Raw genomic sequence first — 13,344 nt, 5'->3', positions numbered from 1 at the left:
ACATGCTCACAAAACCCGACAGCCTCCTCGCCTACATCAATGACGCCACTGGACTGCGCCTGCCCGATGGCCATTTCATCGACGGCGGATTTCGTGCTCCGCGCTCCGGGCGCTCCATGCAAAGCGAGGATCCGGGCCGCGGCGAGGCCTTTGCCGATTTTGCCCGCGGCAATGCCGACGATGTTGCTGAAGCCGTCGAAAATTCGCGCAAGGCGTTTGCCCTCTGGCGCCGGACACCGCCTGCCGAACGAGGACGCATTCTCGCACGCACCGCAGAGCTGATCCGCCGCAACTCGGAACGGCTTGCCATCACCGAATGCCTCGACAGCGGCAAGCCGATTTCCGAGGCAAGGGGGGATGTCTCCGGCGCGGCGAGAACGTTTGAGTACTACGCAGGCGCATGCGACAAGCTGGAGGGAAGCACTTTCCCGCTGCCGTCAGACTATGTCGGCTACAGCCAGTTCGAGCCGGTCGGCGTCACCGCTCACATCATTCCCTGGAATTTCCCGATCTCGACCGCCGCCCGTGGCATGGCCCCGGCGCTTGCCGCCGGATGCACCGTGGTTGCCAAACCCGCCGAACAGACACCATTCACCGCCTTGTTGCTGGCCGAACTGCTGTTTGAGGCCGGACTGCCCGCCGGCGTCTGCAATGTCGTGACCGGAACCGGCATCGAGGTCGGCGCCCCGCTGGTCTCCAACACCGGCATCGACCATGTCACCTTCACCGGTTCGGTGACCACCGGCGCCAGCGTCATGCGCGCCTGCGCCGAAAACGTCACCCGCTCGGTGATGGAACTCGGCGGCAAGTCGCCGGTGGTCGTGCTCGATGACTGCGATTTCGACGGCACCGTCACCAATGTGGCAGGCGCCATTTTCGAGCATGCCGGACAGATCTGTTCCGCTGGCTCGCGGCTGGTGATCGAAGCTGGAATTCACGACCGCTTTGTCGAAGCCCTCGGACGCAAGGCCAAGGCGATCTCGCTGGGTCATGGTCTTCGCTCACCCGACATGGGACCGGTCAATTCGGCCATGCAGCAGGAAAAGATTGCAGGCTTTCTCGATCGGGCGCGGGAACGCGGCGCGGAATTCATCAGCGGCGGCAAGGCATCGAGCGATCCCGAAACCGGCAAGGGCTATTTCATAGAACCCACGATCGTTGCCAACCGGCCTGCCGAGGATGAACTGGTGCAGGAAGAGATTTTCGGCCCGGTCCTCACCGTCCAGAAAGCCGACAATTACGAACATGCGTTGCAGCTGGCCAATTGCACCCGCTTCGGACTGGTGGCCGGTGTCTTCACCGGCAATTTCACGAGAGCCCACCAGCTCGCCCGCGACATTGACGCCGGTCAGGTCTACATCAACGAGTACTTTGCCGGCGGCATCGAAGTGCCCTTCGGCGGCAACAAGCAATCAGGCTTCGGCCGCGAGAAGGGTCTCGAAGGCCTCAAGAGCTATTGCAAGGTCAAGAGCATCGCCGCCCGCATCGGCTAGGGCGGCACTCCTCCTGCGACTGAAGTCTTCATAAAGGGGCCCGGCAGACTTCTGACGGGCCTTTTCTGTTTCCGCAGTGTTTCGAAGATCGCCTTGCCGCGTCTAGACCTTGACCGCGATCACCGCCACACAGTCCCCGGCCTTCACCAGCCCCGGGAAATGCCGAGACGCAAGGATACCCGAACGCCTGGCGCGATAGTCCAGCGGTGGCCTGCCGGTCCGGTCGACAGGCCAGACACGGGCCACAATTTCGCCTTTCTCCACCTCCTCGCCCAAGTCCTTCATCGCTTCGATCATCCCGTCATCGTGAGAGAAGACAAAGCAATCATCATCCGGCATGTCGAGCATCACCGAGGCAGAGAGGTCCAGTTCCCCTTTCATGATCCCGGCATGTTTGAGCACGTTGCGCACACCTTTCTTGGCGATGGCATTGGAGCGTGCCGTCGAGGTGCCGCCACCGCCGAGTTCCGTGGTGACGAAGGTCTTGCCCTGATCCTCGACACTGGTGTCATACATGCCGACATTGTCGATCTCGAGCATGATCATCGAATAGGGTGCGTTGAAGGCTTCCACGGCGGCCACACAGGCTGCCTGCTGCTCCTTGTTTTCGAGCACATGCGCCGATGCGAAAGGAATGAAGTCCAGCGTCCTGCCACCTGAATGGAAATCGAGCACGATGCTCGCCTCCGGCAGCAGAACCGTCTGGATGTAGTCCGCGATCTTCTCCGTCACGGTACCGCTCGGCGAGCCTGGAAAAGACCGGTTCATGTTGCCCCGGTCAATCGGCGATGTACGCGTTCCCGCCCGAAACGCCGGATAGTTCATGGCCGGCAGGATGATCACCCGGCCTTCAATGTCGCCCGCTTTCAGGCTCATCGCCAGGTCCATGAGCGCGATCGGACCTTCATACTCGTCGCCGTGATTGGCGCCGGTCAACAATGCGCTGGGGCCAACGCCATTCTTGATCACCGTTATCGGGATCATCACGGACCCCCAGGCCGAATCGTCACGGCTGTAGGGCAGTCTCAGAAAACCGTGATGTTCGCCGTCCTCGTCGAGCGGGATTGTGGAGGTGATGGGATTACCGCTCATTTCGCATCAATCCTTCACAAGCATCTTGCGGGGCACGTTCGACAGGCATTCGGGGCCGGTTTCGCCGATGGCGATGCTCTCGGTGATCTCGAAGCCCATGCCCTCCATCCAGAGACCGGTCATGAAGTGGAACGTCATCCCGGGCTTCAGCACCGTCCGGTCGCCCGGGCGCAGCGAACAGGTCCGCTCGCCCCAGTCCGGCGGATAGGACAGACCGATGGGATAGCCAGTGCGGTTGTTCTTCACGATGTCATACTTCTGAAGCACGCCGAAGAAGGCGATTGCAATATCCTCGCACAGGTTTCCGGCCTTTGCGGCCTCCAATCCGGCCTCCATGCCTTCGAGCACGGCTTTTTCCGCGTCGAGGAACTGCTGTGTCGGCTTGCCGAGGAAGATGGTGCGCGACAGCGGACAGTGATAGCGGCGGAAACAGCCGGCAATCTCGAAGAAGGTGCCCTCGCCGGTCACCATCTTCTTGTCGTCCCAGGTCAGATGGGGCGCGGCGGCATCCGCGCCCGATGGCAGCAGCGGCACGATCGCCGGGTAATCGCCGCCAAAGCCCCACCCCTCGTCGTAGCGCAGCGAGGCGTCGTAAATTTCGGCCACCAGATCGCACTTGCGCATGCCGGGCTCGATCTTCTCGGCGATACGCGCATGCATCCTCTCGACGATCTTGCCGGCTTTGCGCATGCGATCGAGTTCCGCAGGAGATTTCGGGCCACGCAACCAGTTGACGAGGTTGGTGACGTCGACCAGCTCGTTGGGCAGCCCGGCGCTCAGCGACAGAAATCCCTTGGCGGAGAACCAGTAATTATCCATCTCCACGCCGATCCGGCCAATGTGCCACCCCCGCTCGGTCAGCTTGGCGGCGAGGTATTCCATCGGGTGGCGTTCAGCTGATTGCACGAAGTAATCCGGATACCCGATCAGGTCCGGCTCGTTCATCCAGACCGTGCGCAGCGCGCCCTGGGCGTCCTGTTCGCGCCCGAACCAGATCGGGTCGCCGGAGGGTCCTATGATGACGGATTGATGGACATAGAAAGACCAGCCATCGTAACCGGTAAGCCATGCCATGTTGGACGGATCCGAGGTGATCAGCGTGTCGATCCCCTTGGCCTCCATCGCGGCCCTCACCCGCGACAGGCGGGTCTCGTATTCGGCGTCGGTGAATCGGAATGTGTCGATTTCGGCCATGTTTCAGCTCTCGAAGTTGGTGCCGAGTCCGGCATGTGAAGCACGCTGTCGGGCGTGGGTGGCGATGGCGGTGTCCTGAACACCGGTTCCGGTGAGGTCCGCGATGGTGATCTGGTCGGGCGCGGTGCGCCCGGGTACGGCGCCGGAGACGATGGCGCCGAGTTCGGCAAAGTCGGTCTCGGCGGGGATCAGGCCCGCCGCGATGGCGCTGCGCAATTCGCCCAGGATCCGCGTTTGCGACAGGCGGTCGGGGACATAGAGATCAGCCTTTGAAAGACATGCGGGATCGATTTCGTTTTTGTGCTCCTGATCCGACCCCATTGCCGTCACGTGTTGACCGGGCAGCAGCCACGCTGCCTCAAGCACCGGGCTTGTCGCAGGTGTGGTGGTGACAATCACGTCAGCGCGTCTGACCCCCGCGCCAGCATCCTTTACGGCACTCACATCGATTCCGAGTTCCTGTGAAAGCTCCGCTGCCACTGTATGCGCTTTAACGACGTCCCGTGCCCAGATCGTGGCGGTCCTGATCGGACGAACCAGGCACAGCGCCTTGAGTTGCAGCCGGGCCTGGCAACCTGCCCCGAGGATGCAGGCATGTGAAGCGTCGGCACGCGCAAGATGCCGCGCGGCAACCGCACCGGCCGCAGCCGTGCGGACATCGGTGAGATAGCCATTGTCGAGCAGCAAAGCCTCGAGCATTCCGGTCCTTGCCGACAACAGCACCATCAACCCCGATGTGCTCGGCAGGCCGATTTCCGGATTGTCGAAAAAGCCCGGAGAGATCTTGATCGCGAAACTGTCGATACCCGGCACGAACGCGGTTTTGACGTCAACCTCGCCGTTGAACGGCGCGATCGGCATGGACAGGATCGGCGGCATAACCACATCGCCGGTGGCCAATGCGGCGAAAGCCTGCTCGACACACTCAATGGCATCAAGATCCAGCTTCACCAGGCCGCGTAAATCCGCCTCGGTCAGGATCCTGATGTTGCTCATGTCACGCTGCCTCTTGGGTAACATCAACATCTTCGCCGGATATGACGCGATGATGCTGTTTCATATCGATATTGCCGCCGCTGAGGATGGCAGCCACCGGACCGACGCTCTCTATCTTGCGCGAAAGCAAAGCCGCCACGCCGACGGCGCCCGCACCCTCGACGATCTGGCGTTCCTGCCAATAGATGTGCCGTATACCGGCAGCGATTTCTGCTTCGCTCACCAGCACGACATCGTCGACCAGATCTCTTGTCATGGCGAATGTCAGCTGATTGCCGAGCCCGATCCCGCCGCCGAGAGAATCCGCAAGCGTCGCCAGCTCCTTAACCAGCACCGGCCCTCCTGCCTTGAGGCATTCATGCATCGCGGGCCCGCGTTCCATCGATATGCCGATGATCCTGACATCCGGGCGCATGGCCTTGAGTGCAGCGGCGACGCCCGAAACCAATCCGCCGCCGGACAATGGCACCAGAACGGTTGCGACATCCGGCACCTGCTCCAGCAACTCCAGCCCCAGCGTACCCTGGCCTGCAATGATGGCGCGATGATCGAAGGGTGGGATCATGGTCAACCCGTCTTCGTCAACCAGCCGGTCGACCTCCAGTTGCGCCTCATCCTGCGAGTTGCCGACGATCCGGACTTCGGCACCCTGTGCCTTGATGCCGTCAATCTTGGCCTGCGGCACCAGCCGCGACATGCAGATGATGCACCTCACCCCGGCAGCCTTCGCGGCGTGGGCCAGCCCCCGCCCATGATTTCCGGTCGACACGCCAGCCACACCGCGCTGCTTGTCCGCATCGGACAGAGAAGCCACGGCGTTTGTCGCGCCGCGCAGTTTAAAACTGCCGGTGATCTGGGTGTGTTCAAGTTTCAGATGAACCGGGCACCCCAGCAATTCGGAGAGAGATGGCGACTTGTTGACCGGTGTTCGCCGCACGGTTGCGGCGATAGCGGAGCGCGCCGCTTCAATTTCCGCGAGTTCGACAAAGGGCTGTGCCGTGCTCATGCGGCCTCACCGGAAACCGGGGTAGGAAGGACGTAATTGGCCAGAGCCAACCGCGCGAACCCTTGATTTCGCAAGGGATTTACCGACAGGGTGGTTTAACCATGAGGATTCTGGAGGCCAAATTGTCATGAAGTATTGTTGACCGTAATCCCGGAAATTGACAACCCCACGGCGCTGGCTCAAAAGTCTCCGTCATGGCCCCATTCAAGCTCGATGACCGTGATATCAAGATCCTTGCAATCCTTTCTCGGGAGGGCCGGATATCGAAAACCGAGCTCGCAAAAAGGGTCAATCTCAGTGCCACACCGTGCTGGGAACGGTTGAGCCGGCTGGAAAAAGCGGGCATCATTTCAGGCTACAAGGCGGAGATCGAGCTCAGATCCGTGGCGCCTCAAGTCTCGGTCTTCGTCATGGCAGAACTTGAAAACCACCGCGCGGCGACCTTTCAGGCATTTGAGCAAGCCGTTGAAACATATGATGAAATTCTGTCCTGCTGGGCGCTGGGCGGCGGCTTTGATTATCTCCTGCACATCATCACCCGAGATATCGACAGCTATCAACGGCTGATCGACGATCTGCTGGGCCGCGGCGCGGGGCTGGCGCGCTATTTCACCTACATCGTCACCAAGCCGGTGAAACACTCGGCAAGCCCGCCCTTTGAAATTCTGATGGGGCTGGAACCGGGGGTAGATTAACGCCTCGCCCGACAAGATTTGGACGAACCGCCTGGCGGGAGCCGACACATCAGAGGAATCCTCTGGATCTCAGCCGCTAGCATCGGGCATGGCACATCAGAGCACAAATCCCCCGCGAGCCGGATCATCAACCTTTGACGCAACGCCGCTTGATCTGACCGATCCGGCGCTGTTTCGCGGCTTTTCCTATATTGGCGGCCGCTGGACGGCCGGCGCGAAGTCAGGGACGATTGCCGTGATCAATCCTGCCGATGGCAGCCATCTCGGTGATGTTGCAAGCCTGTCCGCCATTGACAGCGCTGGCGCAGTTGATGCCGCGGAAACCGCCTTCAGCATCTGGTCCGCCATGCTGCCGCAGCAGCGTTCGATAATCCTCCGGCGCTGGTTTGAACTGATTCGTGAAAACAGCGAAGACCTGGCGCGGATCATGGTGCTGGAGCAGGGCAAGCCGATCTCGGAAGCGCGTGGCGAGATCGAGTACGCTGCGTCCTTCGTGGAGTTTTTCGCCGAGGAAGCCAAGCGGCCAAACATCGAAAGCGTGACGTCGCACCTGCCTGACGCCGAAGTCGAGATCTGGCGCGAGCCTGTGGGCGTTGCAGCCCTGATCACGCCGTGGAATTTCCCTTCAGCCATGCTCACCCGCAAGGCCAGTGCAGCGCTGGCCGCGGGATGCACCGTTGTCGCTCATCCCTCGGCTGAAACACCCTATTCGGCGCTGGCGCTTGCCGAGCTTGCCGAACGCGCCGGCTTCCCGGAAGGTGCATTCAATGTCGTGACCGGCGTTGCCCCGGTTGTTGTTGAACCATGGATGAAAGACAAGCGCGTTCGCGCTGTCTCGTTCACCGGCTCCACCGAGATCGGCAAGCTTCTCTACAGGCAGGGCGCCGACACCGTGAAGCGGCTGGTCCTGGAACTCGGTGGTCACGCTCCCTTCATCCTGTTCGCCGATGCCAATCTGGACCAGGCTGTCGAAGAGGCCATCAAGGCAAAATTCGCAACATCCGGACAGGATTGCCTTGGCGCCAACCGGTTCTTTGTCGAGCGCCCGGTCTACGATCTGTTCTGCGCGAAATTCTCGGAAGCAGCATCAAGGCTTTCCGTTGGCATCGGCATGGACAATCCAGACATCGGACCATTGATGAACGACAAAGCGGTCGCCAAGCAGCAAGGGCATGTTGCCGATGCCGTTTCCAAGGGGGCGCGTCTACTTGCTGGTGGAAAGCGTCACAAGGCCGGAACATTGTTCTTTGAGCCAACCGTGCTTGCCGATGTCACAGCTGATGCATTGATCATGCATGAAGAGACATTCGGCCCGGTCGCAGCCATTGCCTCCTTCGACACGGAAGAAGAAGTTCTGCAGCGGGCCAACGATACCGAATATGGCCTTGTTGCCTATCTGCACACGCAGGATCCGCGCCGGATTTACCGCGCCAGCCGTTTGCTGCAGTTCGGCATGGTAGCGGTCAACCGGACCAAGGTGACCGGTGCTCCCATCCCCTTTGGCGGCATGAAGCAGTCGGGGCTGGAGCGCGAAGGCTCACGTCTTGGCATGGAGGCCTTCACGGAAGTCAAATATGTCTGCCGCGACTGGGCATGACACAATCAAGAAGGAAACAACAATGTTGCGCAACGATCAGCTCGACCAATGGGATCACGATCACTTTTTCCATCCCTCCACGCACCTTGCACAGTTCGCACGTGGTGAGTTGAAGAACCGCATCGTCACCGGGGGTGAAGGGGTCTACATCAACGACCGCGAAGGCAATCGCCTGCTGGATGCCTTTGCCGGCCTTTACTGCGTCAATATCGGCTATGGCCGCCAGGAAGTCGCTGACGCCATTGCCGCGCAGGCCAAAGAGCTGGCCTATTATCATTCCTATGTCGGCCACGGCACCGAAGCTTCGGTGACGCTTGCCAAGATGGTCATTGACCGCGCGCCAGAAAACATGAGCCGGGTCTATTTTGGCCTTTCAGGCTCCGACGCCAATGAAACCAACGTCAAGCTCATCTGGTACTATAACAACATCCTGGGCCGGCCCGAGAAGAAGAAGATCATTTCCCGCTGGCGCGGCTATCACGGCTCCGGCCTGATGACCGGCTCGCTGACCGGGCTTGATCTGTTTCACAAGAAGTTCGACCTGCCATTGTCACAGGTGCTGCACACCGAGGCGCCCTACTACTACCGGCGGGCCGATCTCTCGATGTCGGAGGCCGATTTCGTTGCCCATTGCGCAAGCGAACTTGAAGCCATGATCGAACGCGAAGGCGCCGATACCATTGCTGCCTTCATCGGCGAACCGGTTCTCGGCACCGGCGGCATCGTGCCGCCACCCGCTGGCTACTGGGAGGCAATCCAGACCGTGCTGAGGAAGCATGATATCCTGCTTGTCGCAGACGAGGTCGTGACCGGCTTCGGACGCCTGGGGACCATGATGGGATCAAACCACTACGGCATCGAGCCCGACATCATCACCATCGCCAAGGGCCTGACCTCGGCCTATGCCCCGCTGTCGGGTTCCATCATTTCCAAAAAGGTTTGGCAGGTTCTCGAACAGGGCACCGATGAATTCGGCGCCATTGGCCACGGTTGGACCTACTCCGCTCACCCGATCGGCGCAGCGGCGGGTGTCGCCAATCTCAAGCTTATCGACAGCCTTGGCCTCGTCGCAAATGCCGGAGATACCGGCGCCTACTTTAACAAGGGCATGACTGACGCAGTTGGCAAGCACAAGAATGTCGGTGACGTCCGCGGCGAAGGCATGCTCTGCGCGGTCGAGCTGGTCGAGGACCGGGACAACCGCGTCTTCTTCGACCCGGCCAGGAAAGTCGGGCCGTCGGTCGCCGCAGCCCTGCTCAAACGCGGCGTCATCGCAAGGGCAATGCCGCAGGGCGATATCATCGGCTTCGCCCCGCCACTTTGCCTGTCGCGGGAAGAAGCAGACACCATTGTCTCGGCAACGGCCGATGCTCTCAAGGAAGTCTGCGGCTGAACAGCAATCTGGCCAGTCCGGATCAGAAGCAGGCCGGCCCTCCCATCGGGCCGGCCTTGCAGTTCCAATGGATGAGAAACATGCCAGACAATCACCGCCTGTGAATTGTCGATCAGAGGATTTTCCCTGTACAAGGATCCCATGGAACATCGTCGATTGGGATTGTCTGGACCAAGCGTTTCCGCGATTGGGCTCGGATGCTGGAATTTCGCAGGGCCTTATGGCCCAACCACCGAGCAGGAAAGCCACGAGACCCTGGCCGCTGCCAGGGATCTCGGGGTGAACCTGATCGACACGGCGAATGTCTATGGCATGGGCATCTCTGAAACGGTGATCGGCAACTACCTCCGGCACAACCCGGGTCACTTCAGGATTGCCACCAAGGCAGGCATCCGTCGCGATCCAGCAACCGGCGCCCGGTACTTCGACAATTCCGCGGACCACCTCCGGAGCGAACTTGAAGCATCGCTGAAGAGGCTCGGCGTTGATCATGTCGATCTCTTCTATGTCCATCGTCGGGAGGCGGATCGGCCGATCGAGGAGGTTACAGGCACGCTTCAACGCTTTATCGAAGAGGGCAAGATCGGTGGCTTCGGTTTTTCGGAAATTGCCCCGAGTTCGCTGAAACTGGCGCACGCGGTCGCCCCGGTGACGGCCGTCCAGAGCGAATACTCTCTGTGGACGAGACAGCCGGAACTTGGAATGGTCGAGGCCTGCAGCGATCTCGGTGTTGCCCTGGTCGCCTTCTGCCCGCTCGGACGCGGGATTTTCGCAAGCAAGGCTCCCAACCCGGCGAGTTTTGGCGCGGCTGATTTCCGTAGCCACAATCCACGCTTCGTCGAGCCCAACCTGGCCCGCAACATCGAAGCCGTCGCCCCCTTCAAGGCCTATGCAGGCGACCTCGGCACCACTCCGGTTGCCCTGGCAATCGCCTGGCTCTTGAGCCGCGGCAGCCATGTCATCCCGATCCCCGGCACGCGCTCGGCAATCCATCTTGAGGAATGCGTCAAGGGCGCCGAACTTAGACTTGGCGCGACGGAACTGGCGGAAATTGGCAGGATACTGCCACGGGGCTTCGCCCACGGCGACCGCTATTCACGGGAACAGTCGAACGGTGTGGAAGGCTATTGCTGACGCAGCTCAAACGAAACCCGGATGCCGTTACCTCCAAAATGAGGTGTCGGGGCTGGCTTGGCCCCGCTTCCCTTAATTCCCATAAACCGGCTTGCCACCAAATTAAAAATGCATAAAAATTGGACATGGAAATTTTTTATGCAGACCCGCCGGAGAAGCCGGCGACGCTCCCCAAGCCGATCCCCAGAAGATTGCGCGACGGATTGCAAATGCTGCTCCAGTCGATCTACCCGGACAGCGACCAGCCAGCCCTTTTGGAACAGACGATAGCGGCCTTCTGGCCCGGCAACGAGCATCCGAAGCGCAGGGGCCGGGTGCCGGCCAACACGCTCTGGTCCGAACGGGACAGCTACGTCATCACCTATGGCAACAGCTTTGTGAATGGCGAACACAAGCCGCTGGATCTGCTGTTCGACTTCCTCGACACACGGTTGAAGGGTACCGCCACCGGTGTGCATATCCTGCCCTATTTTCCCTACACTTCGGACGACGGCTTCGCCATTACCGACTATTATGCCGTCGACAGCGGATTGGGCGCATGGGAGGACATTGGCCGCATCGCCGAAAACTTCCGTCTGATGTCGGATCTGGTGATCAATCATTGCTCGAGCCAGAGCACCTTTTTCAACGAGTATCTGCTTGGCCACACGCCTTATGACAGGTTCTTCTTCGAAGCTTCGCCGGACGATGATCTCTCCATGGTGGTCAGGCCCCGGGCCCACCCGCTGCTGAGGGAGGTCGAGACAGCCACGGGCACCCGGCATGTCTGGTGCACCTTCAGCCATGACCAGGTGGACTTCGACTTCTCCAATCCGGAGGTCATGCTGGAGTTTCTGCGGATCCTTCGCTTTCACATCTCCAAGGGCGTCAGGACTTTGCGGCTGGATGCGATCGCCTTCCTCTGGAAGGAGGTCGGTTCGCCCTCGATCCATCTGCGCCAGACCCACGAAATCGTGCGGCTGATCCGCCTGCTTGCCGACTACACCGCCGAACCATTGGCCCTGCTCACCGAGACCAATGTGCCGAATGCCGAGAACCTGAGCTATTTCGGCAATCGCAACGAAGCCCACATGGTCTACAATTTCTCGCTGCCGCCATTGTTGCTCCATGCCCTGCTCCACGGCACATCGAAGCATCTCAATGCCTGGCAGATGTCGATGCCACCGGCCCAGCTCGGCTGCACCTATTTCAATTTCACCGCCTCGCATGACGGCATCGGCATGCGCCCGGCGGAGGGGTTGCTGAGTGAAGAAGATATTCAGCGCGTCATCGACACGGCCGAGAAATTCGGTGGGCGTCTTTCCATGCGCAAAATGCCAGACGGCAGCACCCGCACCTATGAGATCAATATCGCGCTGTTTGACGCCTTGAAAGGCACGATCGAGGGCGAGGACGAGTGGAACATCGAGCGCTTCCTGTGCAGCCAGATCATCGCCATGGGGCTTGAGGGCATTCCCGGTTTCTATATTCACTCGCTTCTCGCCACCGGCAATGATCACGATGGCGTCGAGAAATCCGGGCACAACCGCGCGATCAACCGGCATCGCTGGCACTATCCCGACCTGCTGACGCAGCTCGATGATCCCGGCAGCCGTCATGCCCGGGTGTTCAACGCATTGACCTCCATCCTTCAGACGCGCTCGAAGCAGGCCGCTTTCCACCCCAACGCCACGCAGTTCACCCTGCAACTGGGCGAACAGCTGTTCGGCTTCTGGCGGCAGAGCATCGACCGGTCGCAAAGCATCTTCGCCATCCACAACCTCACCGGTGAGACCATCTCGATTCCCCTGATGTCGCTCAACCTGATCGACGGCGACACCTGGTCTGACCTGATCTCTGGCGAGCACATCGGCGGTTTTGGCGGAGACTTGGAATTCGCGCCCTATCAATGCCGATGGATCACCAACTGAATGGTGATCATGTGAGCGCCCTCGACATCCGCAACCTGATTGTCTTCAGCGATCTCGATGGAACGCTTCTCGACCACCGCAATTACTCCCATTCCGCAGCCGCTCCGGCACTGGCAAGACTGCGGCACCTTGAGGTCCCGCTGATCCTCGCTTCGAGCAAGACAGCCGCCGAAATCACTCCGTTGCGCAAAGAACTCGGCTTCTCCGATTGCGAAGCCATCGTTGAGAACGGGTCCGGTATCCTTGAAGCCGTTGATGAAGACAGTGATGAAGGCGATGCGACCGAAACCAGCTACCATGCGATATGTCAGGCGCTGGAACGGTTGCCCCCTTGCCTGCGTGCTCAATACGAGGGTTTCAGCGACTGGAGCGCACAAGAAGTATCCGACTTGACCGGACTCTCGATCGCCGATGCCGCAAATGCCCGCAAGCGCCGGTTTTCCGAACCCGGCCTCTGGCTTGGGAGCGAAGCGGACAAGGCCAGGTTTGTTGAGGCGGTCACCGCAATGGGTCTGATCGTGCAGCAGGGAGGCCGCTTCCTGACGCTGTCATTTGGCGGAAACAAGTCCGAGCGTATGATGGAGATCGCCGCCCGTCATTCAAGGCAAGGCATGACGCCTTTCATCGTGGCGCTTGGCGATGCCGGCAATGATCTGGCGATGATCGAGCAGGCTGACCTGGGAGTTATCATCCCCAATCCGACCCATTCCGGCATCCCGCCATGCAAGGGCGAAGCCACAGGCCGGATCGTCCGCGCCGAAGCCGCCGGTCCGGAAGGGTGGAACCAGGTGATCATGTCGCTGCTCGACCGGGCAGAGAACAACAGGAGCTGAT

11 protein-coding genes are annotated in these 13,344 nt (G+C 60.4%); 7 read left to right on the top strand and 4 right to left on the bottom strand.

Features of this window, described 5'->3' with window-relative positions; translation table 11 throughout:
- Positions 1 to 2 precede the first annotated feature (2 nt).
- The gene (locus tag GTW23_RS00460; RefSeq protein ID WP_252914204.1) at positions 3 to 1,493 is read left to right on the top strand and encodes an aldehyde dehydrogenase family protein; all 1,491 of its coding nucleotides are present in this window, start codon (positions 3 to 5) and stop codon (positions 1,491 to 1,493) included.
- 102 nt (positions 1,494 to 1,595) lie between these two features.
- Here GTW23_RS00460 and doeB read toward each other — a convergent pair whose 3' ends face one another.
- From doeB to eutB, 4 genes are read right to left on the bottom strand one after another with little or no spacing between them, the layout of a single operon-like run.
- Positions 1,596 to 2,585, bottom strand: a complete 990-nt coding sequence (gene doeB, locus GTW23_RS00455; protein ID WP_152010464.1) for a N(2)-acetyl-L-2,4-diaminobutanoate deacetylase DoeB — start codon at positions 2,583 to 2,585, stop codon at positions 1,596 to 1,598.
- A gap of 6 nt (positions 2,586 to 2,591) precedes the next feature.
- Positions 2,592 to 3,779 (bottom strand): ectoine hydrolase DoeA, encoded by a 1,188-nt coding sequence (gene doeA / locus GTW23_RS00450; RefSeq protein WP_152010465.1) that lies wholly within the window; start codon positions 3,777 to 3,779, stop codon positions 2,592 to 2,594.
- A gap of 3 nt (positions 3,780 to 3,782) precedes the next feature.
- Entirely contained in the window at positions 3,783 to 4,775 is a 993-nt protein-coding gene (gene eutC / locus GTW23_RS00445; RefSeq protein WP_252914203.1) for an ectoine utilization protein EutC, read from the bottom strand.
- A gap of 1 nt (position 4,776) precedes the next feature.
- Positions 4,777 to 5,781, bottom strand: coding sequence for a hydroxyectoine utilization dehydratase EutB (gene eutB, locus GTW23_RS00440; protein WP_252914202.1), 1,005 nt, complete (start codon positions 5,779 to 5,781; stop codon positions 4,777 to 4,779).
- Positions 5,782 to 5,975: 194 nt separating this feature from the next.
- On the opposite strand from eutB, the gene GTW23_RS00435 reads away from it, so the two are divergent.
- The 6 genes from GTW23_RS00435 to GTW23_RS00410 all read left to right on the top strand — a co-directional run bounded on the left by GTW23_RS00435 (position 5,976) and on the right by GTW23_RS00410 (position 13,343).
- On the top strand, positions 5,976 to 6,476 hold the full coding sequence (locus GTW23_RS00435) for an Lrp/AsnC family transcriptional regulator (RefSeq protein ID WP_152010468.1): 501 nt from the start codon (positions 5,976 to 5,978) through the stop codon (positions 6,474 to 6,476).
- Positions 6,477 to 6,564: 88 nt separating this feature from the next.
- Entirely contained in the window at positions 6,565 to 8,073 is a 1,509-nt protein-coding gene (locus GTW23_RS00430; RefSeq protein WP_252914201.1) for an NAD-dependent succinate-semialdehyde dehydrogenase, read from the top strand.
- A 22-nt stretch (positions 8,074 to 8,095) separates the two neighbouring features.
- Positions 8,096 to 9,466, top strand: a complete 1,371-nt coding sequence (locus tag GTW23_RS00425) for an aspartate aminotransferase family protein (RefSeq protein ID WP_252914200.1) — start codon at positions 8,096 to 8,098, stop codon at positions 9,464 to 9,466.
- Between the two features lie 156 nt (positions 9,467 to 9,622).
- Positions 9,623 to 10,600 carry an aldo/keto reductase gene (locus GTW23_RS00420; RefSeq protein WP_252914199.1) on the top strand — a complete coding sequence of 326 codons (978 nt, stop codon included), beginning with the start codon at positions 9,623 to 9,625 and terminating at the stop codon, positions 10,598 to 10,600.
- Positions 10,601 to 10,725: 125 nt separating this feature from the next.
- Positions 10,726 to 12,510 (top strand): sugar phosphorylase, encoded by a 1,785-nt coding sequence (locus tag GTW23_RS00415; protein ID WP_252914198.1) that lies wholly within the window; start codon positions 10,726 to 10,728, stop codon positions 12,508 to 12,510.
- Positions 12,511 to 12,521: 11 nt separating this feature from the next.
- Entirely contained in the window at positions 12,522 to 13,343 is an 822-nt protein-coding gene (locus tag GTW23_RS00410) for an HAD-IIB family hydrolase (protein ID WP_252914197.1), read from the top strand.
- Position 13,344 lies beyond the last annotated feature (1 nt).

The organism is Parahoeflea alexandrii, assembly GCF_024105735.1.
Lineage (GTDB): Bacteria > Pseudomonadota > Alphaproteobacteria > Rhizobiales > Rhizobiaceae > Hoeflea > Hoeflea alexandrii.
The sequence above is the reverse complement of the archived record's forward strand: the minus strand, read 5'-3'. Positions and strand labels throughout refer to the sequence as shown.

Coding starts and splice junctions, on each gene's coding strand:
- GTW23_RS00415 (WP_252914198.1), top strand. CDS start 10,726: ATGGAAATTTTTTATGCAGACCCGCCGGAGAAGCCGGCGACGCTCCCC.
- eutB (WP_252914202.1), bottom strand. CDS start 5,781: ATGAGCACGGCACAGCCCTTTGTCGAACTCGCGGAAATTGAAGCGGCG.
- GTW23_RS00430 (WP_252914201.1), top strand. CDS start 6,565: ATGGCACATCAGAGCACAAATCCCCCGCGAGCCGGATCATCAACCTTT.
- GTW23_RS00435 (WP_152010468.1), top strand. CDS start 5,976: ATGGCCCCATTCAAGCTCGATGACCGTGATATCAAGATCCTTGCAATC.
- GTW23_RS00425 (WP_252914200.1), top strand. CDS start 8,096: ATGTTGCGCAACGATCAGCTCGACCAATGGGATCACGATCACTTTTTC.
- eutC (WP_252914203.1), bottom strand. CDS start 4,775: ATGAGCAACATCAGGATCCTGACCGAGGCGGATTTACGCGGCCTGGTG.
- doeA (WP_152010465.1), bottom strand. CDS start 3,779: ATGGCCGAAATCGACACATTCCGATTCACCGACGCCGAATACGAGACC.
- doeB (WP_152010464.1), bottom strand. CDS start 2,585: ATGAGCGGTAATCCCATCACCTCCACAATCCCGCTCGACGAGGACGGC.
- GTW23_RS00460 (WP_252914204.1), top strand. CDS start 3: ATGCTCACAAAACCCGACAGCCTCCTCGCCTACATCAATGACGCCACT.